The organism is Pseudomonas xionganensis (assembly GCF_009763245.1).
Lineage (GTDB): Bacteria > Pseudomonadota > Gammaproteobacteria > Pseudomonadales > Pseudomonadaceae > Aquipseudomonas > Aquipseudomonas xionganensis.
Window position 1 is genome coordinate 13,394 of the sequence record NZ_WKJZ01000005.1, and the last position, 26,361, is coordinate 39,754.

The window sequence follows — 26,361 nt, forward strand, 5'->3', positions numbered from 1 at the left end:
CAACTACTCTGCATCTCAATTGATGCGTCAGCTCCTACCCCAGAAGCCTCAGCCCGCCTCACGCGCCAACAGCTGATCAACAACCTCCTCAAGCCGGCCAACAGCCTCTGCCCGCTTCGAGGCAGTCATTTCCATGATGTTGCGTAATTTCCAACGAACAGCAGGCAACTCTTCGATACCAGGCAAATTTAGCAATCTCCAATCTGGCTCACCGCGCTTGAGCGAAAGCAGGAAATCGGCGTCCTGAGCTGTGAATTGCCCCTTGATCGCACTAAGCAAATCCGTGCGAGTCGACTCCAGCTGCCCAAGAGTAACCGGCTCGCGAGTCATGCCAGCGAACTCTGCCTGAAAGAGTCCGTCCAGATTTTTCCACCGCGGGGCGAGTAAATCAGCAATCGGTCGCCCGTGGCTGATGAGGTACACCAGAAATCCTTCGAAGATTTCGCGTGTAAGCCCCTCCTCACGGAGCATGAGCATCACATCGAAGAGATCTCTAGGATGCTGCCGATCCAATGCCGCACAGAGCTTTCCGCCGTACAAATCAGGCAGGGAAACCACCGAGATGGAGGCAAACCCAAACTCATCCTCAACTCGCCCCACTACATCTAAGTCAACCGGATAGTGAACCGTACCGCGCAAGACAGGCGAAACCTCGATTTTGATCTGTGCGAGCGGGCTTCTTACTAAGACTCGCAACTCATCTTCCCGGTTGGTCTGTAGAGTGGCAACGGCTTGCGGAACTCCTCGCATCACAGCCGTTGCGATCCGACTGAGGGCAACACGCACATCCGTCAATGCCTGCTGACGGTCAGAATTGGGCAGATAGGCCAGGTCGATATCCACAGACAAACGTGGCAGGTCACGTACAAACAGATTGATAGCCGTGCCGCCTTTGAGCGCGAAGCAGCGTTCGGCAGCCACAAAAGGCAGCACCTGAACTAACAAACGAACCTGGGCCGCATAGCGCGGGTCAAGTGGCATCAGCAAACCTCTCGGGCACCGTGATCAGAAACTGCCTGTCCAAACGTCCGCCCGGGGTGATTTGCCGCTTCCCCTTTCCAATATCGATCCTCGACAAATCCAACCGTCGATACCAGGAATGGCCAGTATTTCGAGCCAAGAGAAGGAAGACACGTTTAACCCGTATTGAGCTGCAAGCTTCGAGTAATGCTTGCAGGCGACGCGGGCTCAAGGTCGCCAACCCGCTAAACGCGTCAGCTACGCCGCTAAAAAGAAGCTCGTTCTGGCTTCGATGGATCAATTCGAGTACCGCACGCTCAGGGCTTGAGATTTTCAGTTCAAAAAGGTTGTAGGTTGATTGGTGAGTTTGCAAAGCCGGATCAGCCATTTCTGCAAACAGCCCTGTTGAATGGAAACTTACTAAAACCCCCCACTCATGCTTGCTGAACCAGCTCGGCAAGGTGGTGCCAGGCGCTGCGAAAAGGTCTACGGTCTCTGTCCCGAACGACAGGTAGTGACTGTATCCAGCCAGACTCAGTGCCGTTGCACCGCCTGGCCAGAAACGAATTTGGTTCTCCTGCTGTAATGCAAAAACACCGCCTTGCCAGCCAACCTTGTCACCACGACGCTGCCATGTGCCGTGTCCAACACGCTCAAGCCAGCCACTCTGCTGATATTTCTGCACCAAGCTTGGCCCGACGCCGTGCGTGTGCAACCACGCTTGCGTGACGACAGCACCCGCAGGCCAATCTGACAGAAGCTGGTTTATTTTCACGGACGATCAACATCTATAAGGACAGATTTGAGCATAAATTTAAACCAAGCAACCCCAATCATCCAGTCGTACCAATGAAATTTGTAGCTGAGGACTGAGCAAGGCTCGGTGCTTGCCCTGCGCATCATTTAGAACAGCATCCAGAAGCGTGCCAGTGGATGCTGCCCATTTGCGCAAGACCTCTAGGCTACCTGTAACAACGGAGCTATACGGCCAGTTGGCAACGACAGGAGAATCTTGCTCTCCTCCGACTTGATCAGCTGCATGGCTCTGGTTTCTATCGATTGGTAGACGCTGGCACGCTCACCAATCTGACCACGAACAAAGTCGCGATGCAGGTCGTTCATGAACCCGCGATACACCCCTAAAGCGGCGTTGAATCGCTCAGCGCCATCAAGAAGAACCTGCTCGGCAAGGCGCAACTTGCCGATACGGGAAGTCAGCAGATACTCGACATGAATACCGAATGGCATCAGGTCTAGCATCATCTGAGCAAAATTTGCGATCAGCTCGAAATGCCGTGGTGTAACGTCCTTGGATGACTTGGCCAAGCCCAGAATATTATCGACAAAAGACAGAACCTGATTGCGCTTTCCAGCCAGTGTCATCAGCAATGGAATGGCCAGCTCACGGACTTCATCAGCCAACGAGCGATCCTTGAGTAATGTGCGAGCAGCTTCAACGTGACCAACGTATTCGGTAATTTTGTCCATATAGAACACGATGTTTTGCGCGTGCACGTCTTTGGCGATGACGTCCACCGTTTCCTGGATCTTATCGAGCTTGCCGGCCAGATAGCGGGTTTGCACCACGATGGCGGCCAATATGATGCCAGTGGAAACGGCAGTCGCAATCACAGTGGTCGCCTGGGCCATCTTAAGCGCCTCTTCGACGCTCTGCATCGCAGTTTCCTTGAAGGGCAGATGCTGAATTACCCCAGTACTTCCACTGCCTTCAGCCCAGTAAGCTACGCCATCGTGAATGACAGCCTTTCCCTCTGACATTGCCTGGATCAATTTCGGATAAAGCTTGGTTTCGTCGACCACCCAAATTTTGTCCTGAAACATGAAAGCTCTCCTTAGAATCGATCTTGCTCTTCGTATGCCCTGCGCATGTAGGCGATCTGAATGACCGAAGGAATGGTCACTCGATATGCCGCACCACTGATTGCTGGAACGGTAAGAATGGTGGTTATCGCAAGTCCAATTGGCCCACCCAGGATTGCCAACCCTCTCATGACGCCTCCGCCAGCGACCACCGCGAGTGCTCTCCCAGCAAACATCTTGGCCACAGCACTGGCGACTATGATGGATACCTTGTAGGACGCTGCGCCCCCCAGCCGGAGTGCCGCTTGCAAAGCCAGTAGCCCAGCAGCACCGCCAAGCTTGCCATCCAGACCTACATTTTTGAGCAGCTCCTCTTTCTGTTCAGCACTCATCTTTTCCCAAGAGTCACTGATGAATTTATCTAGAAGCTTATTTTCGATTTCGTATGCGGAGTCGGTCTTGCCATATTTAACTTTTAGCTTGCCACAAACGTCTGACAGCACTTCCTTATAAAGAACACCACCACCACGGAACACGTTGACAAAGGTGTCGCCACCAAAATGCTGAAGCTCGCCAGCAATCAGATGCCAACAGCGCCTGTACTGCTCCGCATGACCGGAGTGAGCCTTGAAGTCCTGGCTCTCTAGGAGCTCACTGGTAATACGCGGCTCGCTGTCCTTGTCATGGGTCAAGTAACGAGCTAGCACTTGGAGATCTTCCTCAGTGCAGTACTGCAAGAAAGCCAGGTCATCATCCTTGCGATATTTTATACCCATAAAAGACCTTATATGCCTAAACAATCAATAACCAAGCAAATCTTAAATACAGCAGCATTCGCAGAAAACAAAATAACGTCAGACACCGAACCGGGTAGAAATAAAAGTTTTCAACCGATCCTCCCTACGTTTAATAAACTCCTTTATCGAGCCAAGGCTATCCCAATCGCAGCAAAAATCGTTCAATTCATTTTGAGACATTAAAGGCGCCAAACTATAATGGGCAAGCTTCTCATGACCATCTTTCCGCCCCTTACTGGAGTTGGAGGCGGCATGATCTATGACCAAGTTTCCGAGGGCATTCAGATATTGTTCCCTGAACTCATCATCAAACTCAACAGACTTGACCCTTTTTGCAGTAATGTGCTCAATGCTGAGCCTCTCACGAGAGTCTTTTGATGCGTAGTCTTTGCTCGACAACAGAGGAAACCCTTTCTTATCACGCAGATTGTTCTCATAAGAAAACAAAATATAGCGCACTACATTTTTCTCAAGCCAATCGTAGTAGTTTTCATAATCCAGAGCCTCACGGGCTCGACCATTAACATTCCACCAATTTTCCTGGACAAACCTTTCGATCAGCTCAACTACGTCATCGCCATTTCGCATGCACGTATATTGGTAGCTCTCGCCATTGCTGCGCAATCGAGCCAAAGACGAACGAAATGTAAAGGCATTAATAGCCGCAACCAATCGGTGGAAATCTGATGCCTTTTCACTGTACACCTTCATCAAGGCTGGATAGAACGGCGCCACACGCCCAATCATATAGGTCTGTGCTAATTCCTGATCAGCTAAACGGAGATCTCGAATTTTTGCAAAGAGCTGGAAGCTTTTCTTCAGGCGTGCGGGATACTCTCGAATCTGCTCTCGCGCCTCATCACGCTTCTCTGGGTCACTCACCAAACGAATAATTCTTTCCTTGATGTAGGCCTTTGGCTTATCGGTGTAGTCGCTTGGGTAAGGCTCAAACGCTAGCATGTGATACCGCAGCACATCCCGGTCATTAATTTTGTGAGACTCAATCAAACGATAGATTTCAGAAAAATCTTCCTGGATTTTTCCGATCACCTGCTCGGGATGGTCAAAAGCTACTCCAGCGTTGTACATCAGGAAGCTCTTAATCGACTCCAAATCGGTCAGGCGCCTTCCACGATCATTCAACAGCTCGAATATCTGGGTAGCCATGCTGATCTTGTCCACCACATAAAGGAGCACATCAGCATTCACAGCGGTCGTATAAATTTTTTCAAGCATGGTCAGATCATGACACCCCAGTTGCTCCTCGAAATACTGCCGCGCGTCCAGCAGCAAACGCTGCGAATGAGTTACAAGCGTCACCTCTTCCGGGCTATACAGGCGATCACCTAGCACTAAATCGTGAAGAAAAGTATTTCCCTCATTGGCTGATTCCAGCTTGAAGATATCTCCATCACGCACAAAAATACGCCGTGTCCGCTCAGATACTAGGGCGGATCCCTGCTCGATCAACCGCCCCAACAATACGTGCATAAAGATAACCAAAGTGGTCAGCCGCTGCTGGCCATCGACGATATCAACCAGAGCAAATTCACTCTTGTTGCCGTTCAGGTGAAAAAGAAAAGATCCTAAGAAATAGGGTCTTTCAGGATGCTGACTACAAAGGTCATTGAGGAAGTCCTCAAGGTTGTCCTCACGTTCCCAGGAGTATGCCCGTTGATAGGTAGGGACGTTGAAGATACGAGTACCATCAAAAATATCTTTGACTGTCGACTTACCTGTTTGCATAAACGACTCCTTTGCTAGATAGAGCGACTCCCCGCGTGAGCCGCTGATCCGTCAGTCTTCTTTGCCACCTGTAATGGCCTTAACCTCAGCCAACAAGTCACCGAACTTGCCGTAATTGACCTTTACACCGTCATCTAGGTCGAGGGTGATGCGCTGGTCAGCGTAGGGGCGTAGCTTTTCGTCGAAACGACGGAGTTCTTCAAGTTGCTTGGTGAGCTTGTCTTTGCGCTTTTGCAGGGCTTTTTGTTGGACGCTGCTGGTGGCGCTGTCGATATCGTCGGTGAGCTTATCGATACGGGCCTGCATGCGGCTTTGCAGCGGCACGACATATTCCATACGCATGCGTGAGAGCGTGCCCTCGTTGTAACGGTGCAGGTATACCAAACACTCGAATGCCTTTTGCTTGCCGCTGGAGAAGAGCCAATAGATTGGGCGCTTCTTGTAGGTTCGCAGGTGATCTTTGTAGAAGGCGGTAGACAGGTAGCGACGGATGGCTTCGTCTGCGGACTCGCCAGTCTTACGGCCCAGGCTATCCGCCAACCACTCCATATTTTCAACCAGCGCCTCAGCCCCCCAGACCGCTTTGACAAATTCTCGCACACGCTCGGCGACATCGTCCTCAAACCAACACTCCTCAGTGATGGGAAGAATTCCGTCCTCATCAGCGGGCAGCGCACGATATCGATTCAAATCAAAATCTATATTACCGGTATTTGCATAAACTAGCCCTGGCTCATCAAGGCTATACCGCCCTACGAGACAACCGATTGCGTAGGAAACCAGATCTTGCATATCTTTCTCACGACAAGCACGTGAAATAGTAATTTTATCCACAGAAACGGAATCCGACAATTCATCCTGCAACCCATATGCCTCGATAAATATTCTATTATTACATTCCTCAAGATATTTAACCCTTTCTACAGCCTCACCCACAGCCAATGAATACAGATTCCAAGACTCAGCCAGCCCAACTTGGCAATATTTAACAAGTGGACTCCCCCTAAACCCCCAGGACGTCTCGAAATTATCCCAATCCTCTTGACATATGGAAACAAGAGAACTGACTATCGGCTCGACCTTAAACGCCAATTCACTATCAATCTCTGGCAAGGGTATACTTGCAATTTGCCCAACTTCGAAATTTACGCTTTGAGCAATATCTGCTAATAAAGGGTTAATCACAACAGAATTCAGCAAACCCAATACCACAGGCAAGGACTCGCGCCTTTTAAAAAACAGTGAACACCCGGCAACGTCAAATATATATCCCTGAGGATAATACCGTGCAGAAAAAGCACCTATGGTTACCTTCGACCAACTTACTGACTCCAAAAAATAGTATTGGGTATTCTGCGCTCTAGACCTTGGACGCCCTCCGCCATCAGTTCCAAACCGCCTAATTTCTTCACCATCATTTTCCCAGTTAACAACAAGCTCCGAGTTTCCAAACCACTTACGAAAAGCACCACCTTTATTGTATGGAAACCACTTCAGGGCCTGCGAATTCGACAATGCCTCTTCGCGCGACAATCCTAAGTTAATTTTTCTAATGGACAGCTCACTCCAGCTACGCAAAAAGCGGTTATTCTCCCCAGTCGCAAGCCCTTGTTTCGCCTCGGCAACTGAGGATACTGGATCATTATTGGAGAACGCTGCCACTACTTTATCTGACGCCCAGTACGCAATAGGCTCCCCGCTTATTTTTTTATGTCTGGATCCGGATGAAAACATAGATTGAGCAGTGTGGAATTTTTTTTCCAGGGCACTAATATCTGTAACTTCACCCTGCTTACTGAAAAGCTTTTTATATATCCCCACGTAATCATCATGAGCTTGCCTCTGAAGACAAAAGGCGCAGCTTCCAAAATCAGATCCGAACACACCCCTTCCATTATGAAGAAAAGATACGATGGAGGACTGCATACTAAGCTTTCGCCGGAACGCATCAAAAGACATTAATGTCATCCAGCCGGGGATAGTAATCATCCCCACAAGACCATTAGACTTACACAGCTCAACATTTCTCAAGGCAAAAGCGGCGTACAAATCAGACTTTGCCTCTTGATAATTTTCGATAATGAAACGCTTCAATACTGCATTAAACCCACCACTTCCCATATACGGCGGATTCGCCACCACTGCATCGTATTTAAGAGCAAGCAAACAAGCCGGCCATGCAAACTGCTCCATAACTTGGTGGGCATAGCTACGCGACAAGTCATCACCTTCGTTACGAACAGTCGCGAGCACATCGACTATCTTGTCTAACTTGGGCTTCATATCATCCGGTACGCTGATCAGCGAACCAAACGTCTTCCCATGCTCAAATAGCTGAATTAGCTTGCGTAGGTCTGACATGGTAAGACCGGAGCTATGCTGGGTTTCCAGCTGACCTCCACCAAAGAGTTGCCCAGAGCGGAATGCATCCCCCCCTTCAATTTGGATAGCAGCATTGAGAATAACTTGAGAGATTTCCTCATCCGGCAAACCTGCGCTTTGCTGAATGGCCATCACATTGAGATGTGGCGGATTCCCTTCCTCATCGAACAACCGGCGATCATCCTCGCGGGCCTTCATCAGCAAGGCAAAGCCTGCCAATTGGGCTGCACGATCGTCGATGTCTAGGCCATAGAGATTCTTTTGCAGGATTAGCCTAGGGATGTCGCGCAGACGGTATCCGCGCTCCTCATAGATGGCGCGCAGCAGGTTGTAGGCCTCTACCAGAATATGGCCGGAGCCACACGCAGGATCGAGCACGGTCAGCGACTCCGGATTAAGCGTGCCGCCGTCCTCATCCATCCGTACCCTGATTAAGGCATCGAGCTGCGCCTGAACTTCCTGCGTTTGCTCGGCTGGCTCGATGTAGTACGGCATTTTTTCTTTGAGGCTTGAGCCTGGGTTGGCCATCAACCAGAGGCGACCGAGACTGTTCTGCACCAGGTACTGGACGATCCAGTTGGGGGTGAACAGCTGGGTAGCGGCGGGAATGTCCTCGCTCTTGACCACCTTGCCGATCACTTCGTCTTTTTTGTCGCTGATATAGAACTGGTAGAGCCAGCCGATGACCTCTACCTCTTGCCAGTCGCCCTCTTCGATATCGCCGACCAGACGGGCAATGAGCGAGTCGGTGCGCAATAGGTTGTCCGGGAGCAGCAGCTCGGTGGTATCGTCCAGTGCCTCGAAGAGGAACGGCATATTACGGTGCAGTTCATGGCACTGGGCGAGAAGGATCTCGCGGTAGAGTGCCTCATCCTGATTACCTGCGGTTTTCAGGCGGATAACCTCCTCCTTGTCCAAGCCTGGCAGATCGAGGTGCTGAGCATGTTCGAGGATCTCCGGCTGCGCCCCCTCAGGATGGCTAAGCACCCGGTAGCCATGACTCAGGTAGCCCTTGAGCTCCATAAAGCGGATGGCCACCAGGCGGTTGAACCAGGTGTAGGCCAAGGCTTCAACTACAGCATCAAAGCCTTGCTGCTGAATGCGGCGAGCCAGCTCGACGCGCTGCTTGGCAACACTGGCCGGGAACGGCTGGCCACCAATCAGTAGTACGTCGCCCGTTTGTTCGATTCTGACCGGTAATTCCGGATCAAGTCCGAGGCGGCGGGCACGTAGGGTGACGGCCTCGATAAAATCGAGACGGGCCTGAGGGGCGTATTTCTTGAGTGCAGAGCGGTTCATGCCTGTTCCTTACGGGGCGACCTGACCTTGCGCGGTTTGAGCGCACGGCCATACATCATTAGGTATTTATCGAATTCGATTTCAGGGCGCTGATACCTTTCGCTCGCCTCACGCAGGAAGTGCTTGAGCTGGACGATATCGCACCAGTTAGATGGTTTTTTCTTGGCAGACGGGGTTTGCCGTAAATGATTCAGCGCGCGGAAATTGTGCTGATCGATGATTGGCACCTGTTGCGGGTGGATCAGGTGAGTCAGGTAAGCGCTGGTGATATAGCGCCGCTGACCTAGCTGCTTAGTCCACCAATCGAAAGTAGCCTGAGGCGATGCCTGACCTATTGATGAGCTTACCCAGTGACGAAAATAGGGCCATCTGGCCTCTATAGTCCTTATTAAGGCTCTTTGCTTTGACGGGTAATTCCTCTTCCCCCAATGGCCCCACTTCCACAGCAGCGCCGCGGACAGATCCACCTTTTCGGTCAACGCAGAGAAGGTGTCCTTGAAGCTCTCATACTCACGCGCCGGGTATTTCTTGTAGCTGTAGCGCTCAAGGTATGAGGTATAGGTTTTCTTCACCTCATCAAGAACACGCTGCCATTCGGCTGGCTTGATCGGCTCTTCCATGTCCATGGCATTCTCCTTGGCAATTATGGCTACTGAAGGGCTGAGACGATTCGGGCTCTAAGCGCCTTGCGACGCTGCTCGTAGAACACAGTGAAGTCCGCCAACGACTCAGGAAGATCGGTGATTTCCAAGCCTGCCAGGTACTGCTGGCGGGCGAGAGCATCAGGCTTGAACTGGGCGTACCAGTCATGCGGCATCTTCTGGCGCTTCTGGTTATTGATGCTGCCTTCAAGCAACTGGAGGTTTGCCAGACGGTTGGCCTTATCGGCCACTTCAGGCACCAGATCCTCTGGGATACCAGCCTTACGCAGTTGAGGCTTGGTAAAACGAGCTTGCGGGTAGATATGGTCTACATGGAAGTGCCTGGAAAGGTCGAAGCCAGGGAAGATCAGCGAGAGCAAGGCAAAGGTACGCTTGTCGCCATAGGGCAACTCAACCAACTCATCCAGCTCCTCATCCGTGAAGGACAGCGTCTTACCCCGAGCGGACATCACGCTTTCGATCTGAGCCACAGGGAAGCCCGTCTGGGCATGAGTGCGGATCTGATCACGCAGGGCAGTTAGCAGGGTGTCCAATCCACTGCCCCAGATCCCCGACGCTTTGAGCAGACTGCGAATCAGCCACTTACGCACATTCTCGCGGTCTTGCGCGTACTCGGTGCGAGACAGGTAGCCTTCACCAGGCTGGCTCACGAACAGGTAGTACGCAATAGGCAAGAGTGAGCTGTCGGCGCGCAGGTTCTGGCTGTTGAAGCCAAAGCTGGCCAGCAAGCGAACTGACAGCAGCAAAGCCTCACGTATGCGTGACCAGTTCTCCTCCAGCAGCGCCATGTTGGCCTTGTTGAAGTTTTCCACCTTGAACCCAACGCTGCCGATGTCCGACAGCATCAAGCCGGCCTTGAGCACCAGGTCTTTACTGAAGTTGAACTGGTCACCCTCTTTGTTCATCTGGTCGACAAGCTGATGAATCTCCTGCCGGGCATCGAGCTTCGACCACTGCGCAACGGCAATGGAGAGCAGGAGATCCGAGTACGAAAGCGGCGTGCCACCACTGTTCATACGAATGAAGATATTCAGGACACGCTCAAGATCCTGTTCGGTTTCTTCGTAGTAGCTAATCAGTTCTTTGTGGTGAACCGTACGGTAGAGGTGACGGAGGACTTTCTTCGCTTGCTTGCGCTGATCAGTACCGAGATCAAGCTCGTCCAAGCTGTCGATAAGGTCATCCTCACTCTCAGCCAGAACGCGGCAGACTCGGAGCCATAGTTGGCCGTCTCCTGTTAGCTCCGTATTGGTCTCGGTGAGAAACTCAAAGCGATACTCAGAGCCTGTTTCCGCATCCGCCTCGCCCAACAGATCCAGATAAAGATGACGGATCGGGAAGGCATCATTGCTCGACCACCATTTGCCTGGCAGCTTCCAGGAATAGGAGCCGCGCAGACCTATGTTAAGCGCCGTCATACGTTGCTGGCCGTCGAGCACGGCGACGAGATCCCGCTCTGGGAGGGCCTTCAACAGAGCGCAGTGATAGTTGTCACGCTCATGGTAATCACGGACAAAATCGTAGAACTGGTACTCCTGGCGCTTCTCCGGTGCGATACGCCAGAACAGGAACGTGCCAAAGGGGTATCCCTGCATGAGGCTGTCGAACAAGCGGCAGATCTGCTCTGGCCACCAAACGAATTCACGTTGAATCGCCGGCAGGATGTACTCCTGAGTAGCGACCTTATCCAATAGCTGCTTGATCGTACCGCCTGGCTTGTACATGGCCGTTCCTTAGCGAATTTCAACGCGTTGATTGTCAGCGATGGCCTGCTCCAGCTCTTTACGCAGCTTGGCGAGGAAATTGTCGATATCAGCCTGAGTCTCGATATACCCAGTACCGGCGAGCAGCTGAGCATTCACTACCTTGCGCTTTTTGACCGGTACGACCGGCGCGACAACAGCCGCAGACGTACTAGCCACTGGAGGCTCAGCCACTGGCACGCCCGAGTTACCACTGCCCGATATCACAGGTGTTAGTGCCGGTACGCTGGCTACGGCTTTGGCTTTAGCAGCGGCCTGCTCGGCCAAAAGATGAAGATGGTCGATAGCGGCATCGGCTAGATCGCGTGCCTCATCCTGCATTTGGCTGATGTGGGCCAGGCTGCGCTGTTTGGCAATACGCTGCCGAAGGTTTTGCAGGGCCAGTAGGCTCTTGTTGCGCTGATCAGGACTGGCTTGAAGAGCATCCAGCTCGGCATTGACCTTGGCCAACTGCTTGTCCAGCCAGGCATCCGCGCGCTCGTGGGCCTCCTTGAGGAAGGCATCGTTGATTTGGTTGATCGTTTGGATCAGCCCCTCACCTTCACGAATCAGATTGAAGGGAGCCTTGGCGTTGAGGATTTCGTCAATGCGAGCCAGAGCACGAGCGGCTTTTTCATCCTTCTCCAGCTTGGGCCGGTTAGGTTGGAAGTCAGCCTGTGCGGCGCGCAGCTTGTCCCAAGCGGCCTTCTGACTGCTGTAGAAGGTAGCCAGGTCACCATGGCTGTCAGAGAGGTCGAGCAGCGCACCACGTTCTTTGAGGAACAGCTGGATGGCATCAAAGCTGTCCGGCGCTGCCTTGAGCTTGCTAATCAGCTTGAGACCCTGATCGATGTCGTCCAGCCCTGGGTACTGCCCGGTTTGGGCCAAAACACGCCACTGTTTGAACTCACTTTCCCAGCTATCCAGACTGCTTTGCAGAAGGCTGTACAGGTTATCCTCGCCATCCTGAGCGATCTTCTGAAACACATCTTTAAACAGCTGACGGGCCTTTTGCAGCTCACCAGAGCCGACCTGTTGGCGTTTCTGGATTTCAGTGGTGCGCCAGCGTGCCGGGGTGGAGATTTCATTCCAGACCTGATGCGGAGCCAGCGGGCCACCATTGCCGATCAGGCTGACCTCACCGTTCAGCATCAGCCGTACGATCAGCAGTACGGTTTCCCATTCTGGCCAACCGTAGGGCCGGCGACCGTAATGAGTCTCCGCGAGGTCGTGCAGAACGATGCGGCGCGACTGCGAAGCCAGCAGTTCAATGTGCTGGCTAACCTCCTTGAGCGCACGCGGATTGGCCTCGCCTGTGCTCTCCAGGCCAAGGCCCGGGGTTTGCGGCGTGGCCAGCATGGCCTGGATTTCTTTCTGCGGATCGCTGCTGAGGTGCTGGATGTAGCCCAGCTTGCTGAAGGTATTACGCACCAGGTAGTCGAGCGCTTCTTCGGCCAACATCGGTGCGCTGGAAGCCTTGGCCTCCAGTTTGTTGCCTGCCACATAGACCTCGGCCTCACGCAGCAGACGATCCACAGTGGTACTCAGACGCTGACGGCGCTGGCGGTTTTCCTCCATGCGATCCTGGAGAATCCGCTTGGTGTTATGCGGCAGAGTGCCGTCGTTCTTACGCGTAACATACCGATCAGTCTGTATGTATAGACGGAGCTCCCTGGCCAAATCACGCTCATCTTCTAGCCGAAAAAGTACACTACCCTCGCCCTGGCTGGACTCAAGAATGCAGCGCTGCTCATTCCAGGCATCGCGATCATCTACTAAGGGGCTGATAACTGAAATCAGCAAATCACCGTCGACCCGATTACCCATCGGATGTAAATCGCACTGACGATTAAGCCCAAAATCTTTGCCATTATCGACAAAGCGGAACTTGCGCTGATCACGCAGGGACTCCCTGAAAAGCAAATCGCCCAGCTCGCGAGCCTCCTCTGCACTAGTGAGCTCGACATCCTTGATCTCGCGACTAATGTCGCGCTCTTCGTTAGTCAGGAAGAAGAAGTCATCGCCGTTCCGGCTGACCAGCGTTTCCTTCTCCAGGCGCTGGAGGCTGTCTTCGATTCTCTTGCGCAGCCCCTGGCGGTCGGCGTCGATCTCATCAATAAACAGGGTGATCAGGTTATCGACGTTGCCCTTGATCTCATCGACGTAGCGAATGAGGAACAGGGTTTTCAGCACTAGGGGATCAAAGTCCTCTTGTAGGCTGGGATTGCTTGTCGCGTTGTCGATAGTCGACTTGACCACGCCCTCAAGGAAGCCCTCGATGGACGGATAGAAGCGGTAAAGCGGCACCAGAACGCCGACGCTATTTTCGCTGACGGCCTTGGCGGCTGACTGGAAGGCATCCAGCAGCGAGCGCTCACCCCGGGCCAAATGGGTACCGGTGGCGCCGGCCTTGCGAATGCTTTCGAAAATGCGCTGCACGAGCTGAAACTGGTATGGCACAAAAGGGTAAACGGCGGCGAAGTTATCTTCGTCGCTGAACGCTTTGTAGGTACGCCCGGTATTGGTGAAGCTGAGCTGGTTGCGCAGGATGTCGGCCTTGTCGCGATAGATCTTGCGCAAGGCATCCTTGGGCTCAGGCTCTTTGTCGAGCAAACGACGCTGGATGACTTCGTCGACGTTACCGCTGGACAGCGACAGACGCGTTTTGAAGCGGCCCTGAATTTTGGAAAAGTCGTTGGCCTTGGATGCACGCACTTCACCCAACACAGCATCGATATCTTCCTGCGAGGTGACCAGAACCCAGGCACGACCACCGCAGACCGTGCCGAGGTTTTCGGTGATGGTTTGCAGGCTGAGCATCAGGTGGGTGTCCTGGCCAATGAACTGGCCGACCTCGTCCACCAGGAACACGATGCGCTGATCCTTACCCCGCTTATCCAGGTACTCCTTCACCCATTTGGCAAAGCTTTCGACATTGAGGCTGAAGTCGCTTTCAAACCGCTCTACCCAGGCATCAGCGTCCTTGATCTCCTGTCCCAAGGTTTTCGACAACGCAGTTGCCAGCGCATCAACCTGGAAGTGGTAGGCGTCGCGCTCCTCTTCCCAGGTAGAGCCCGATGCGTCAGCGAATACCTGCTTGAACTCGGTGAACTTGCCCAGATCATCTAGGTGGCGCTCCATATGGGCGATGTGCGGGTGATCCCCGCAGAAGCCCAGGCGCTCGTTGAAGACCTTCAGGAAGACACGAAGGATGGCATCACGGCCATCGGTGCTGTCGGCCTTGCTGTCGATGTTGAACAGCAGCACATCGGTCTCGGCTGCGATGGCGCGCTTGATATCGGCGGCCAGCATAGGGTCGGCAATTTTTCGCTCAAAGAAATCGATGGCCTGCCGCGTTTCGCCCTCCTTGCTGACCTGCTTGTTCTCCAGCAGGTAAGAGAGAATTTTCAGGAAGTGCGATTTACCCGAACCGAAGAAACCAGAGATCCACACCCCTACTCGCCCAGACGCCTCCTGGGGGTTGTCCAGGGCCGCCAGATAGCTTTCAAAAAAGCTCCGCAGGTGTTGATCCAACTCGCGAGTGATGACGTACTCATCCAGCTCCTGCCACACGGACTCAGCGTCATCCTGGTCAGCCTTGATCACGCCATTGATCGAACGGTGGATGGAGCGGGTAAACAGACTCTTGATTTGCACGGTGGACATCCTTTTCAGCTCACCAGTCGGAAAGCACGGTAGTAAGGTTTCTCGCCCAGCTGACCGAACAGCTTTAGCGATTGGCCGTCATAGAGGCCTGGGTAGAACACCACCAGCGGGGTCTGCCCCATGAAAGGCTGGAGGTTGTTCAGGAGGTTGTGGGTACGAATCAGCGGATAGGCGCTGCCGACACCATTGATGACCAGGAGGTCAAACTCACTGGGCGGGTAGCGATCAACCAGCTCTCTGGCGACCTTGCCTGCATCCAGTGGGGCCTTGAGGGCTTTTTGCAGAGCCTCGTCGCCCTTTTGCGCTTGCCGGTCGATGGACTTCTCCAGCAGATCGCGCTTGTTGAGCATGTCCAGCAGCAGCTCAAACAGATTGATGAACGCGACCTTCAGCTCAGGGCGGCGTTTGCTGATAGCGCCTTCGAGAAATAGGACATGCTCGCGCACCCTCAGCTCATCTTGAGGTGGATAGTCAAAGGCATAGAATGGCACCTCGTTGCCCAGACCCTGACCACCAAGGAAGTCATCAGAGGTGACCTTCTCCAGGATTTTATTGAGGCGTTCGTCGAGGTCGTTCACGGGCATACCTGGAGGCAATCGAGCACGTATTGCTCATTTTGTTGACGTAGATAATTAAGAACAGCTGGCTCGATGGCCTGGCTACGCAGACGAAGACTACGGGTATCTTCGATGAAGCCTGCTTCCGCCAGCATACGTATGGCATTTTGCCTTAACTTACCCCGCGTAGAGTCGCTCAAGCCAGGCATATCTGGCTGTGCACGCTGGCAATCTTCGATATAGGCATCCCAATGCCGGAGCTCCAGATGGGTCGAGAATCGGCGGAATTGATCCCGCACGACCGTCCGCAGAAAATCACCGAACAAGGGCGAAAACTTGACAGTTGCGGCCAAGACCGCATGAGTAGCGACCGGCATGCTGCCTTCATGCACCAGATACCAGAGATCCTCCTCCATCGTTTGCAAGCGGGTTCGTGCCAAGTTGGCATAGGTGGCCGCCGTCTTGGCCGTGCGCTTTTGCAGCACATTCAGCTCATAGACTTGCCTTTCCCACTCCCGAGGCTCCACGCCCTGTAACAACAGGCCAGCAATGATGCGGGTCTCGGGCACGATTAATGAGCATTTGGTGAAATTGGCCAGGTAAACACTGCTCATAAATGACTCGCACTCATCAACCACATAAAAGTGGTCATTTTGAGTGCAGGCCAAACTGAGCGCCAGCCGAAAATGTCTTGGCAACCACTGTTCCAGGTTCCTTCGCACATCAGCCAAATCAAATCTCGGTGCTAGCCCCTGGCCCACTTTCTCTCCTCTGACTGACCTTGTTGGCCACGGACAGATAAATGGCCTAGTTTTGCGAGCAATGCACTGCCATCGCGGCCTACGCGAGGTATTCACTAGCCGAGCCGACCAGCTCATCGTTCTCGACGTCCGCACAGTGATGCATCCTGCATGGCCATCTCCAGCAGCAGAGCCTTGCGCCTCAACTGCTCCACATGTAGGCGCTCAGCACGCAGCGCCGACGTCATTTCTAGGCACTGTTCCTGAAGCTGGCGCTGGCGCTGTAACAGAACATCAACTTGTTTGAGCAAGCCCTGGCAGGTTGAGCGCAAGCCTGAGATGTGTTGTTGCTGCCACAGCAAAATTATTGCGAACACCGTGGCCACTACTGCTGTTAGGCCCGCAATGAGCCATGGCTGTGCGAACGACTCCATCTCAAATCCTCTGGCTGCTCGTCCCTACCGCAAAACAACTATATGCAATTTAGATTTACACATCTATAGTGTTTACATAAACAGGTAAACAAATTGAGCACATGGAGAGGACGTGAAAAGGTCACAGACAGTCGCGCAGGTTCGCTGGGATTTGGCTCTTCGCTATCGTCTTATAGAAACCGTCGCCTGGTGGGAGGGGCGCTTAACGACTAACCATCTGATGCAGAGCTTTGGCATCAGCAGGCAGCAGGCCTCAAAGGACATCAACACCTACATCACCGAACATGCGCCTAGAAACCTTACGTATGACAAACACATAAAGGGCTATGTACCTGCCAAAGGCTTTAAGCCACTGTTTATCGACGACAGTGCAAGCGCTTACCTACACCTGCTGAACCAGAACCACGAAAGGGCCCCACATATTGAGGGGCTGGCCCTAGCCTATGCCCACACTGAGGTTGTTCAGGTACCCGACCGCTCTATTCGGCCAGAAGTTCTGCGACCGATTCTCAAGGCCTGTCGGGAAGGCCTGCGCCTGGAATGTGAGTATGTATCGTTTAAGAACCCGACCCCGGAGGTCAGACTGATTGCCCCACACACCCTTGTGTACAGCGGGATGCGCTGGCACGTGCGGGCATTCTGCGAAAAAAATGGCGACTATCGAGACTTTGTGCTGAGCCGCTTCCGAGGAGAGCTGGATACCCTCGATGCGTCGGAAAGGACAAGAGATATGGATGATGGCTGGCTGACTGAGGTGACCATCGTCATTGAGCCGGATCCCAGGCTGAAACCAGCCCAACGTGAATTCATCGAAACTGACTTCGGAATGACTGGAGGCCAGCTGCTGATACCTACCCGAGGGGCCCTTGCGCAGTATGTCTTGCAGCGCTATCAGCTCGATCCGCACAAGATCCAGTCTCGTGCCAATGCGCAGCAAATCATTGTGGCCAATTTGGATGAGCTCAAGCCCTGGCTCTATGAATGAGCAACTTCTGCTCAGTCGCAGCGCTGTAAAGCGGCATCATGGAAATACCGCTCAATTGCTTCAACCAGGTCATCCAGAGCGTCTTGCAGGCGCATATCTTCGCGCGGGTCAGAGCTTTTGGGCTTGAATGTCCGCGCATGGTGAAGGAGCGCCTCGGCATCATTAGTACTGAGATCGAGCTGAATCATGTACACCCCTGTTTGCCTCAACGTGTGAGCTGGATCCCTGAATGGGGTTGAAGCCTGTAGATGGTTGTGAAACACAACCATCTACAGGCTTCAAGTCAAAAAAATTCTCGTTAAAGCAGCTTTTGATTTCAAAGCTTAAGCCGCAGCCTGTCGGCTGCGAAGAAGGCGATTTTGCGAAGGAGCAGGAGCGGCTGGCGTCTTTCTCCTCTGCTTTTCGAGCGGTTTGGGCATCAGCTGCGCCTGCGGATACACAAAAAAACTGAGAGGAAAACGGGCCGAGAGATGACTTGCTTTTTTTTTGCTCTCAAATATAGAGATCCGTCGTTCAAAAATTTTTTTAACCCCCCCGCCCTTCAAATCCGACGAACGGTCGCGATTGACAATCTGAAAACGCCCCGTTAATTCACTCAAAGCCACGCAGCACTAGGGCTACAGCGGTTTAACTCCTCTCACAACAAAAAATGCAAAAAATCCTATGCATACGAGGTCTTTGCACAAAAACCTGGGGCGATTTCGTCCAACTTTCACGCCCCCACCCAACCCATGCGAGCAATCCCAAGGTGTCGATAAGCAAAAAGCCACGCACACCCGCGACTAGTATGCTTTGTATACTATCATCAGTTTTTTCTATCAAATACCATTGACTGATAGCAAATTTTCGCCTAACTTAGTAACTGCAAGCTTGGCCCCTCCCAAGCGGGGGTACCTTGCTTTTCTGCCGAATAGGCAGTTTAGAGAGTAGGCAAGATGCCTATGCACCATGCATCTGCCGAATAGGCAGCTTAGAGACACCAAGCCGTACCGAGCTATACCTCTGCCGCATAGGCAGTTTGAAGAAAATAGCTGCACCACGCGGCACCTCTGCCGAATAGGCAGTCAAAAAGCCAGGGCTCACGCCCTGGCTTTTTTCTTCCCCCTTCCCTACCTCCCAGCTCAATGATCCAGGACGGACAGGCAGATCTCCTTCTCAGTTACACGCTGAGATCAGCTTCGAGCAGCTGGCGCATAACCCTGGGCGACCTCAAGAAGGTTTCCGCATCAGCCAAGCCATGCTTCTTCAAGCGGTTCGTTGCCTGGCGAATGATCTTCAGATGCTGCGCGACGCCGAATTCATGAGCTACATGCTGCAAGCTCCGCCCATGCGTCATCTCGGGGTACGGAAACCGGCGTGAAGGGAAGCGAATGTCATCGCAGCACGGGTATTTCTCAGCCAGGCTGAATCGCTTGGCGTTATCAAAAGTCCCCGCCGGGTGGCTCAAACGCTCTTGACGAGAAATGTACTCCTTCGCGCAGTTGAGAATCGTCGCGCTGAGGAGCGACATTGCTCCGTCTACGGGATTGACTTGGGTCTGAACGGCATGCTGGTAAGTGCCCATGGGCATCTCCTCGGTTGATTGAATTAGCAACAGCCCGCCATCGGACGTGATGGCCTCACTTCAGCGAACCTCATGTCCGAGACTCGCTAAGCGGGGCTGCCAGCAACAGAATTATCCCTTTTACGATATTGACGCAACACATTTTTGATGAAATATTCTTTATGCGATAAGCCGAAACCGGTAATGACCGTACAGGAGCCCTCAGATGACCTTGCCCTCCACCCTCGCCCCCATCGTGGAAGCCAGACAACCTACCTCCCGCCGTCTTCCCCAAGGGGTTGAGCTACGCGGCGACACGTTGCGCATTTGCTTCTTTTTTGAAGGTGAGCGCTGTCGAGAAATCGTTTCTCGCGGCAGGGTGGATGAATTCAGTATTGCCCTGGCAGACCGGCTACGAGGCCAAGTGCTTAGCGCCATTGCCGCTGGGCGCTTCGACTACCGGGTCTACTTCCCGGACTCCCGACGCGCGCGGGCTCTTCACCAGGCGCAGGACGCGTCCCAGCAAGCGCAAAGATCGCTGCTAGAGATGACGGTTAAAGAGGGGGTCTCGCTGTGGCTCTCAACCCAGCACAGCGGCAAGGCCAAGTCCACAGCGATTAATTACGCCAGCAAAGCCGAGCATGTGATTAATGCCTTCGGAGACAAGCGACTCGCCGATGTTAAGACTCAGGATCTTCAACTGTTTAGAAATCAGCTGGTGAGGAGTCGGCAGAATCCGAAAGGACTATCGCCGAAGACAGCCAACGATGTGCTCACGGTAGTCCGCGGGGTTTGGAATGATGCGTATGAGAATGGGATCACCTCTCGTAATCGAGCTGATAGCCTTAAGAACCATTGCCTGGAACGCGAGAGTCAAGCGGATCCCTTCTCTCTCGATGAGATGCAGCTGCTATTGAATGCAGCCCCTCACCAGCGCGTTATTGCCCGCATGCTGGTACTGAACTGCTGGCTGGGCCTGTCCCGATCTGAGCTGGTGGCCCTGGCGGCTGAAGACGTTGATCTCAAGCGCAGAAAACTGACGGTCAGTCGCGCACAAGTGCTCGGCGAGCACAAGGCCCCCAAGGTGCTGGCCCGTCAACGGGAGATCGATCTTCTGGCACCAGCCATCGAGCTGCTCGAAGAGATTCTGGCTGATACTGAGCGCCACTGCATGCAGCCACTCGAAATCACCCGCCTGGATAACCTCTCCGTGCGGTATGAAACCGTGCGCTTGCTCTTCACGAATCCAAATACGGGTAAGCCGTGGAGCCAAAGCGCACTGGATCGCTGGTTCAAAGCACATACAAAAGCGGTCGGCGTGCGTTATCGCGGCCTCAATCAGTGCCGTCACACCTTCGCCAGTCGAGCACTATCGAACTTTGCACCACAAGAATGGGTGATCAAGCAACTCGGGCACATTGATGGCCAGATGCTGCAACTCCACTATGCCAAGTGGATTCCTGAGGAGACGGGCCTGCCGCGCAATAGTGTTGACTCCCTCAACGAGGCCATGTGCTCTGGCTGGACAGCTTGCTGAGGTGACACAGGAACGGGATCCGCTGAGGCTCGTACAGACAATCCATACATCCTATGCAGACTAAAATATCAGCTTCCTGCATTACCTGCTCAAACCTCGGCCATGGCAGCACTGGCTGCCTACCATGGCCTCCTCCAAAATCCTGCCTCAAGCCAATCTCAGCGGCGAAGTCGATAAGCAAAGTCCATCTGCCCCTTCACACGGATAATCTCGACTCCCAGGATCTCAACCCCGCTGGATTTCAGTAAGTCCTCCAACGCATCGCAATCCAGGCCTGTACCAAAATGCCGCGCTCCGAACTCTCCCCAAGGCAGACATTCTGGCGCAAGTCCAGAGAGGTACTGCCGATGTATCTCCCGAGCATCCAGGTAGCTCCCAAGATCGATCTGGGTAGCCGCCGAAAGAGCGCTAAATGCAGCAGATACATGTGCTGGCGAATGTTGGTCATGATCCGCCAGGGCCTCAAGCTCCTGCCGAACAAACGTCTCGGCCCAGGCCGGAAACATCCAATTTCTAAATTTGGCGACGTAACGACCGCTATATTGCCGTGCCAGCCGCTTGAGCAGTCCAGCGATCGCCGGGCTATACGCCACAGACCTCACGACAACGGAGCCAAACTCCAGGACACGCAGGTCTACCCAAAGGCCTTGGATTGAGAATCGCAGCGGTTCAGGCATTTGATTACGCGGCTCGGTTTCCACGGCGACCTCAACTGACAAGGGGGTCGCCTCCCCCATACTCGGGGCACTCGCTGGCGGATAAAGCCATTGCTTAAGGGACACGTCATGCAAGATGGCTCTTCTGAGCTCTTGCAGGCCTACGGCAGTGGGCGTCACCAGCAGTCCGCTCAGATTCACCTCGACGGCACGTATGCCCAACTGCTCAATCAGCGCCTGCTTCTCATCGTCGACAAAAGAAGTGCAGGCGAACTCAAGCAGTAGAGGGCCATCCGGTAACTCTGCGACCAGGTCGGGCCTGAATGACCCCAACCACACTTCCTGCTCAACCGAGTCAAAATCCCACCAGGAACTCTGATCGTCAGAATCCGGGTGATGACCAGGCTGCGGGGGCAACTGCAACCCCAAGCTTTCCTCAACCACCTGCTTGGCATAGCGGTGCAGGAAACTTTCAGGCATGACCTCGCAAGGCTGCTTTTGCGAGACATGAGAAAAATGATGGACTCGCTGCGGCCCCTTGCGAGCCACTACCGGTTCAGCGCATTCGATGCACCGGCATCCACAAACCAGGCCACGTGCCACCTCGCCTATGGAAACAATGCGGGCCTGATCGTCTATCGCTATCGTCATGGTCATGAAGCATTCCCTCTGGAGTTGAGAAGGCCTCAGGGTGAAAATAAGCGCGAAGAAAAACCTCCAAGAACCGCCTTAATCCGGAAACCCAGGTTAAAAATCTATATTTTTCAAAAGCATAGGGATATGCATGATCGATGCACTTCAGCGTCTCCAGCAGCACCTAAAGGCGAATCCAGCGCGCGGACGCTCTTACGAAATCCTGGCATTCATGGCCGAAGAAGGCCTTGCTCGCCCTGATGCCACTGAAAAACTGCGTTTCGAGGCCAAGGCCCTGCTGACGGGCTGCGGCACGGCCTCCGAGCAAGACATGGATCCCAAGGATTGGGTGCCAAGCGTCGCGATCCTGCGCCGAGCGCTTCACCTGGCCCAACCTGCCACCCGGGGGCCTCGTTTACAGCTCGGCTATCAGCCGGGAGGCGGCAGAGGCAACGTCAGCCTCTACTGGCTGGAGCTGGCATCAGAAGATGCTTCAGCAAAAGCCTCTGAGACAGAGAGCGAGCCATCGACCACGGTGCTTTATCGACGCTCTGGCAATGGTGCGATCCGGCCCTCACTCGCCGCCCGGCTGTTTCTACGGGACGGAGAGATGCGCAACCTCAGCGTTCGGGGCATCAGCTTTCTGAGTTCGATTTTGCTGGGCAGCGCATTATGGCTAGCCCTGCTCGGGATCATGCTGCTCAGCCTAAGCCAACGCGAAGGCTCTCTTACTATGGGCAGCCTGATTACCCTGGCCCTGACAGTGCTGGGCTTTGTGTTTGTCTGGCGCGAGGTGTATGCCCCTTGGTTCAGCGTCATTGACGACTGCGTCGTCAAAGCCCCCCACTGGGTTTCTGCCATCAAAGAACCGAGCTGCGAGTTGGAGATGTTTCGGCATGAGAGTTATCGCTGGACGCGCTTGGTTCGATTTTCGGCAGACTGCCCCATTTGCGGCAGCAACATCGAGCTCCAGCCCGGACTACCAGATCAAAAGCTCCCTCTGGTGGGTCGCTGCGTCGAAAGCCCGCACGCCCATGTCTATAGCTTTGACCGCATGACGCTGCGCGGCGCCTACCTGGGCCCACCGATGCCGACATCCAAGGCGTCGTGAGTGATGGCTCTCTTCTGAACCTGCCCCAATGGGCACCCCATATGGTCAGCGGGAGACAACAAGCTTCACATGGATCCGATGCACAGGAGTTGCGCATAACGGATGCCTCTGATCGCGTATGTATCTCGCACACACCGTGTTCAACGTCACTTCAGCTGTGAGGCGCCTCGACAGATCAGGCGCGCATCGAGAAGCGCATGGTGGGGTGGTTCTTCTGAATCCAGATCGTCACCCAGGCCTGACAAGCCCACTTCACGGCACCCCACCACCGTGTCGGGCAGCCCTGAGGCCCCCAGCAGATCCAGTAACAACGGCCAGTCCCACCTCAACGCGTCCCCGACAATCTCGACAGGCCCTTGCAGCTGTAGAAAGGTCTGCAACTGGATCGTGGCCTCTTGTCTACTCACACCGAATCGCTGCAAATCCAGTTGCGGTAAGACGATTTCGCGGGTGAAGTCACTGCACGCATCCGCTGACCAACCGTCTAGCAACTCCACATAAAACTCCGCACCATCCGCCGCGACTAACGCCAGCGAAATCAGCTCTCGGTCGATGCTGAGTTGAGTGAACTCGGTGTCCAAATACAACGCCTTAACGGCCATCCTGCCTCCCACTAGGTGTAGCTGCCACGCCCTGCGCTTGAAATACCCTGCTTTCCTGTCTGATCGAATACCAGCGCCCGAAGCAACGCCGGCAGCAGGCACTGGTAAAGCCTGAGGTTGGCCAGGCGAGGAACCCTTAGCGCAAGTCATCCAGCTAGTGCAATCCACGGGGCGTTCCGTGCATGCCTTGGCGACGGAGTGCCAGGTGGCGGTCGAGTGAAGCCACCCCGTCTTCCCCGAAGGTCACTACCACGTACAAACTGCCACTGTGCGTATAAAGCGCCCAGTATTCGCCGTACTGCTGAGCCCCGACTACGTCTGACGTTCTGATTCGGTGGCCATCTTGAAAGCGCCCCGATTTACTACCGTGGATGTGGTGGTACACGACCCCTAGGCAGCAGCCAGCTACAAGCACTACATGGGTTAGATAAGCGGTGACAGGACGTCCGAATTCCACCCGCATTGCCCCCGCCAGCTTCTCCCGCTCCTCGTCTGGCAATTGTGCCAAGCTCATAGCGTCACCACCCCACCACTCCCTTTCCTGGATAACCTCTCGGTTTACAGCCGACACGTTTGCCCGCACCCAAAGCGCAGAGCGAATGCCCATGGTCGAATCCGGGGTGGAGTCTGACCGTACGTCAATGGGCATAATGGCTCCTGACCGGGCTAGGCGACACGTGACATCAGAGTCGTGAATAAATCAGCCGAGGATGTTGCACGCTGTCCAGAGTGACAACGTCTCCATCCCCGTCTCGATAGACAGCCCCTGAGTCCACGGTAAAGAACCAGTTAGCGTCGACCTCGTGGAGCGCCACTAATCGCTGTAAAGTCCAGCCATCAGACCCGGTCATATGCGGCGGGAGCATCACCTGCGCATCCACAGACAAGATCCGCTCATCCAAGTCCGCGCTTTTCATGAGTCGCTCAAATTCCTCGACTCCACTGGGCATCATTTGTGAGTAATAAACACCGTCATCTGCCTTCACTTCTAACCGCAGATGAAACCACGGCAATGCATACTCCTTCTCAACCAACCAGAAATACATAGAACCTGGTTCAGGTTGAAATACATCTCCCACCCTCGCGACCCAATCCCGCCCAACCCTGAACAGACTCATTACCACCACCTTATAATAGTCAAATGATCTACTCGCTTTAACAGCGTTAATTACTGACATCATCCCAATAATCCCCACGAACTATCAGACCAAAGTCCTGATCATCCGGTGGATCATCATCGAAAAGATGTTGTATGCGTCGCTCTTGCTTGATGTACGCCAGCACGTGGAAGAAACAGACTTCGCACAGTTGAACACGGTAATGCTCACCGTCATGCCGTGAGCCATACCCCCACTTGGCGTGCAACACCCCAAACTGCTGGCCATAGCCGGGGACACTCGTCTCACCCCCGCAGAGATCGCAGTGCACCGCCGCCTGTCGTTGATCGGAATCGTTCATCATCACCACTCGCTTAACACAAGCTCATAACGGTTGAGAGCTCGGCCTGCTTGCGTTGGCCATCTCCGACCAGGACATACAGGGTGTTAAGCGTCTGAAAAAAGCAGCCCTCGCTGAAGCTCACTAGGGGCGTGGTGCGCACCCAATCGCCGACATCGAAGCGCCGCTCACTGTCAAATAGAACGCTATGCGCATATAACATCACCGCCTCGCGGCCAGAGGATCGCAGCATGGCTTGCTCCTCTTCGGTCAGAATGAGATCAATCCAAATCCAATCGCGGACAATGCAATACGGCATCCACAACGAACGATCTCGGGCCACCACGCGTTCGCGCGCCTGCTCCCAGCTCATTTCAATGCCGGGCATCACTTCTCCAGCGCCGTATAACAGTGCGGCAACCTTGTTCAAAGCATCCATGAGTCACTCCCATTATTCCGCTCATATGCCGCAAGATCCTGAATTCAGGGTGCAACCTGCCTGCCCTGGAAAACCTGCCCCAAGGCGTAGATATCTGTGCCCCAAACGGAAACGTGCTGACAGAATTGCCAGTCTTAATCTGCGATCTGGAAACGCGGTTTAGAGTTAGTAACCCTAAACCACCTTACTTATCCGCCCTTCTCTTCGATCTGCTTGATCACCTTATCGACTCCGTTGCTTTAACATGCAAATAGAATAAACGTCGAGAGCGCATATTCGTCAAGCCCCAGCAGAAACTTTTTTATTTACGATATACATATATTGACAGAGCATAGAAAGTTACAAGGCAATATATAAACCAATACCTACGGATATATATTTTCCCCACTCAGTCATACCAAAGAACGCCGTAAGACGGCCTAACAAATGACCGCCCACAGGACACTTCTTAACAGCATGTCGCAGCCTGCATCAGGCTGACACCCACACTGGCTGACCGGGGTCGTGGTTCACATGAACCAGCCTCCATTCCCTGTTCAATCTCCGGCTGGCAATCAGCGTGACCATGCCGCCGATGTCCTGTAGGTCATCGCCTCACTGTGGATTTGGGTC

At 53.7% G+C, this 26,361-nt stretch carries 23 protein-coding genes; 4 read left to right on the top strand and 19 right to left on the bottom strand.

Annotated features, from left to right (window positions below):
* Window positions 1-48 precede the first annotated feature (48 nt).
* The 12 genes from GJV18_RS17835 to GJV18_RS17890 all read right to left on the bottom strand — a co-directional run bounded on the left by GJV18_RS17835 (window position 49) and on the right by GJV18_RS17890 (window position 16,806).
* A complete protein-coding gene (locus tag GJV18_RS17835; protein ID WP_160347841.1) occupies window positions 49-981 on the bottom strand; it encodes a nucleotidyl transferase AbiEii/AbiGii toxin family protein in 933 nt (310 codons plus the stop codon).
* On the bottom strand, window positions 971-1,735 hold the full coding sequence (locus tag GJV18_RS17840; protein ID WP_160347842.1) for a type IV toxin-antitoxin system AbiEi family antitoxin domain-containing protein: 765 nt from the start codon (window positions 1,733-1,735) through the stop codon (window positions 971-973). Before GJV18_RS17840 ends, GJV18_RS17835 begins: the two co-directional genes overlap by 11 nt.
* Before the next feature lie 182 nt (window positions 1,736-1,917).
* Window positions 1,918-2,802, bottom strand: a complete 885-nt coding sequence (locus GJV18_RS17845) for a hypothetical protein (protein ID WP_160347843.1) — start codon at window positions 2,800-2,802, stop codon at window positions 1,918-1,920.
* Window positions 2,803-2,813: 11 nt separating this feature from the next.
* On the bottom strand, window positions 2,814-3,557 hold the full coding sequence (locus GJV18_RS17850) for a DUF3944 domain-containing protein (RefSeq protein WP_160347844.1): 744 nt from the start codon (window positions 3,555-3,557) through the stop codon (window positions 2,814-2,816).
* Window positions 3,558-3,635: 78 nt separating this feature from the next.
* Window positions 3,636-5,324: a DUF262 domain-containing protein gene (locus tag GJV18_RS17855; RefSeq protein WP_160347845.1), complete on the bottom strand. Its 1,689-nt coding sequence runs from the start codon at window positions 5,322-5,324 to the stop codon at window positions 3,636-3,638.
* A 51-nt stretch (window positions 5,325-5,375) separates the two neighbouring features.
* Window positions 5,376-9,005, bottom strand: a complete 3,630-nt coding sequence (gene pglX / locus GJV18_RS17860) for a BREX-1 system adenine-specific DNA-methyltransferase PglX (protein WP_160347846.1) — start codon at window positions 9,003-9,005, stop codon at window positions 5,376-5,378.
* Entirely contained in the window at window positions 9,002-9,631 is a 630-nt protein-coding gene (locus tag GJV18_RS17865) for a hypothetical protein (protein WP_160347847.1), read from the bottom strand. The genes pglX and GJV18_RS17865 overlap by 4 nt, the downstream gene beginning before the upstream one ends.
* Window positions 9,632-9,654: 23 nt before the next feature.
* A complete protein-coding gene (locus tag GJV18_RS17870) occupies window positions 9,655-11,391 on the bottom strand; it encodes a DUF262 domain-containing protein (RefSeq protein WP_160347848.1) in 1,737 nt (578 codons plus the stop codon).
* Window positions 11,392-11,400: 9 nt separating this feature from the next.
* On the bottom strand, window positions 11,401-15,066 hold the full coding sequence (brxC, locus tag GJV18_RS17875) for a BREX system P-loop protein BrxC (protein ID WP_160347849.1): 3,666 nt from the start codon (window positions 15,064-15,066) through the stop codon (window positions 11,401-11,403).
* Window positions 15,067-15,080: 14 nt separating this feature from the next.
* Window positions 15,081-15,659, bottom strand: coding sequence for a DUF1788 domain-containing protein (locus tag GJV18_RS17880; protein ID WP_160347850.1), 579 nt, complete (start codon window positions 15,657-15,659; stop codon window positions 15,081-15,083).
* A complete protein-coding gene (locus tag GJV18_RS17885) occupies window positions 15,650-16,246 on the bottom strand; it encodes a DUF1819 family protein (protein WP_160347851.1) in 597 nt (198 codons plus the stop codon). Before GJV18_RS17885 ends, GJV18_RS17880 begins: the two co-directional genes overlap by 10 nt.
* Before the next feature lie 260 nt (window positions 16,247-16,506).
* A complete protein-coding gene (locus GJV18_RS17890; RefSeq protein WP_160347852.1) occupies window positions 16,507-16,806 on the bottom strand; it encodes a hypothetical protein in 300 nt (99 codons plus the stop codon).
* A gap of 112 nt (window positions 16,807-16,918) precedes the next feature.
* Between GJV18_RS17890 and GJV18_RS17895 the strand changes: the two genes are divergently transcribed.
* The gene (locus GJV18_RS17895; protein WP_160347853.1) at window positions 16,919-17,791 is read left to right on the top strand and encodes a helix-turn-helix transcriptional regulator; all 873 of its coding nucleotides are present in this window, start codon (window positions 16,919-16,921) and stop codon (window positions 17,789-17,791) included.
* Between the two features lie 11 nt (window positions 17,792-17,802).
* On the opposite strand, the gene GJV18_RS18540 is transcribed toward GJV18_RS17895, so the two are convergent.
* A complete protein-coding gene (locus tag GJV18_RS18540; protein ID WP_178113471.1) occupies window positions 17,803-17,979 on the bottom strand; it encodes a hypothetical protein in 177 nt (58 codons plus the stop codon).
* A 41-nt stretch (window positions 17,980-18,020) separates the two neighbouring features.
* Between GJV18_RS18540 and GJV18_RS17900 the strand changes: the two genes are divergently transcribed.
* Complete coding sequence (locus tag GJV18_RS17900) at window positions 18,021-18,242, top strand: hypothetical protein (RefSeq protein ID WP_160347854.1); 222 nt, start codon at window positions 18,021-18,023, stop codon at window positions 18,240-18,242.
* 708 nt (window positions 18,243-18,950) lie between these two features.
* Here the strand turns inward: GJV18_RS17900 and GJV18_RS17905 are convergent.
* Window positions 18,951-19,355 carry a hypothetical protein gene (locus GJV18_RS17905; RefSeq protein WP_160347855.1) on the bottom strand — a complete coding sequence of 135 codons (405 nt, stop codon included), beginning with the start codon at window positions 19,353-19,355 and terminating at the stop codon, window positions 18,951-18,953.
* Window positions 19,356-19,560: 205 nt separating this feature from the next.
* Between GJV18_RS17905 and GJV18_RS17910 the strand changes: the two genes are divergently transcribed.
* Window positions 19,561-20,871 (top strand): Arm DNA-binding domain-containing protein, encoded by a 1,311-nt coding sequence (locus tag GJV18_RS17910; protein ID WP_160347856.1) that lies wholly within the window; start codon window positions 19,561-19,563, stop codon window positions 20,869-20,871.
* A gap of 158 nt (window positions 20,872-21,029) precedes the next feature.
* Here the strand turns inward: GJV18_RS17910 and GJV18_RS17915 are convergent, their stop codons facing one another.
* Window positions 21,030-22,184, bottom strand: a complete 1,155-nt coding sequence (locus tag GJV18_RS17915) for a competence protein CoiA family protein (protein ID WP_160347857.1) — start codon at window positions 22,182-22,184, stop codon at window positions 21,030-21,032.
* Window positions 22,185-22,311: 127 nt separating this feature from the next.
* On the opposite strand from GJV18_RS17915, the gene GJV18_RS17920 reads away from it, so the two are divergent.
* Window positions 22,312-23,271: a hypothetical protein gene (locus GJV18_RS17920; RefSeq protein ID WP_160347858.1), complete on the top strand. Its 960-nt coding sequence runs from the start codon at window positions 22,312-22,314 to the stop codon at window positions 23,269-23,271.
* A 146-nt stretch (window positions 23,272-23,417) separates the two neighbouring features.
* On the opposite strand, the gene GJV18_RS17925 is transcribed toward GJV18_RS17920, so the two are convergent.
* The 4 genes from GJV18_RS17925 to GJV18_RS17940 all read right to left on the bottom strand — a co-directional run bounded on the left by GJV18_RS17925 (window position 23,418) and on the right by GJV18_RS17940 (window position 25,749).
* Window positions 23,418-23,873 (bottom strand): hypothetical protein, encoded by a 456-nt coding sequence (locus GJV18_RS17925; RefSeq protein WP_160347859.1) that lies wholly within the window; start codon window positions 23,871-23,873, stop codon window positions 23,418-23,420.
* Between the two features lie 683 nt (window positions 23,874-24,556).
* Window positions 24,557-24,991, bottom strand: coding sequence for a hypothetical protein (locus GJV18_RS17930; protein ID WP_160347860.1), 435 nt, complete (start codon window positions 24,989-24,991; stop codon window positions 24,557-24,559).
* A 46-nt stretch (window positions 24,992-25,037) separates the two neighbouring features.
* Entirely contained in the window at window positions 25,038-25,331 is a 294-nt protein-coding gene (locus tag GJV18_RS17935; RefSeq protein ID WP_160347861.1) for a hypothetical protein, read from the bottom strand.
* A gap of 13 nt (window positions 25,332-25,344) precedes the next feature.
* A complete protein-coding gene (locus GJV18_RS17940; RefSeq protein ID WP_160347862.1) occupies window positions 25,345-25,749 on the bottom strand; it encodes a DUF6957 family protein in 405 nt (134 codons plus the stop codon).
* Window positions 25,750-26,361 lie beyond the last annotated feature (612 nt).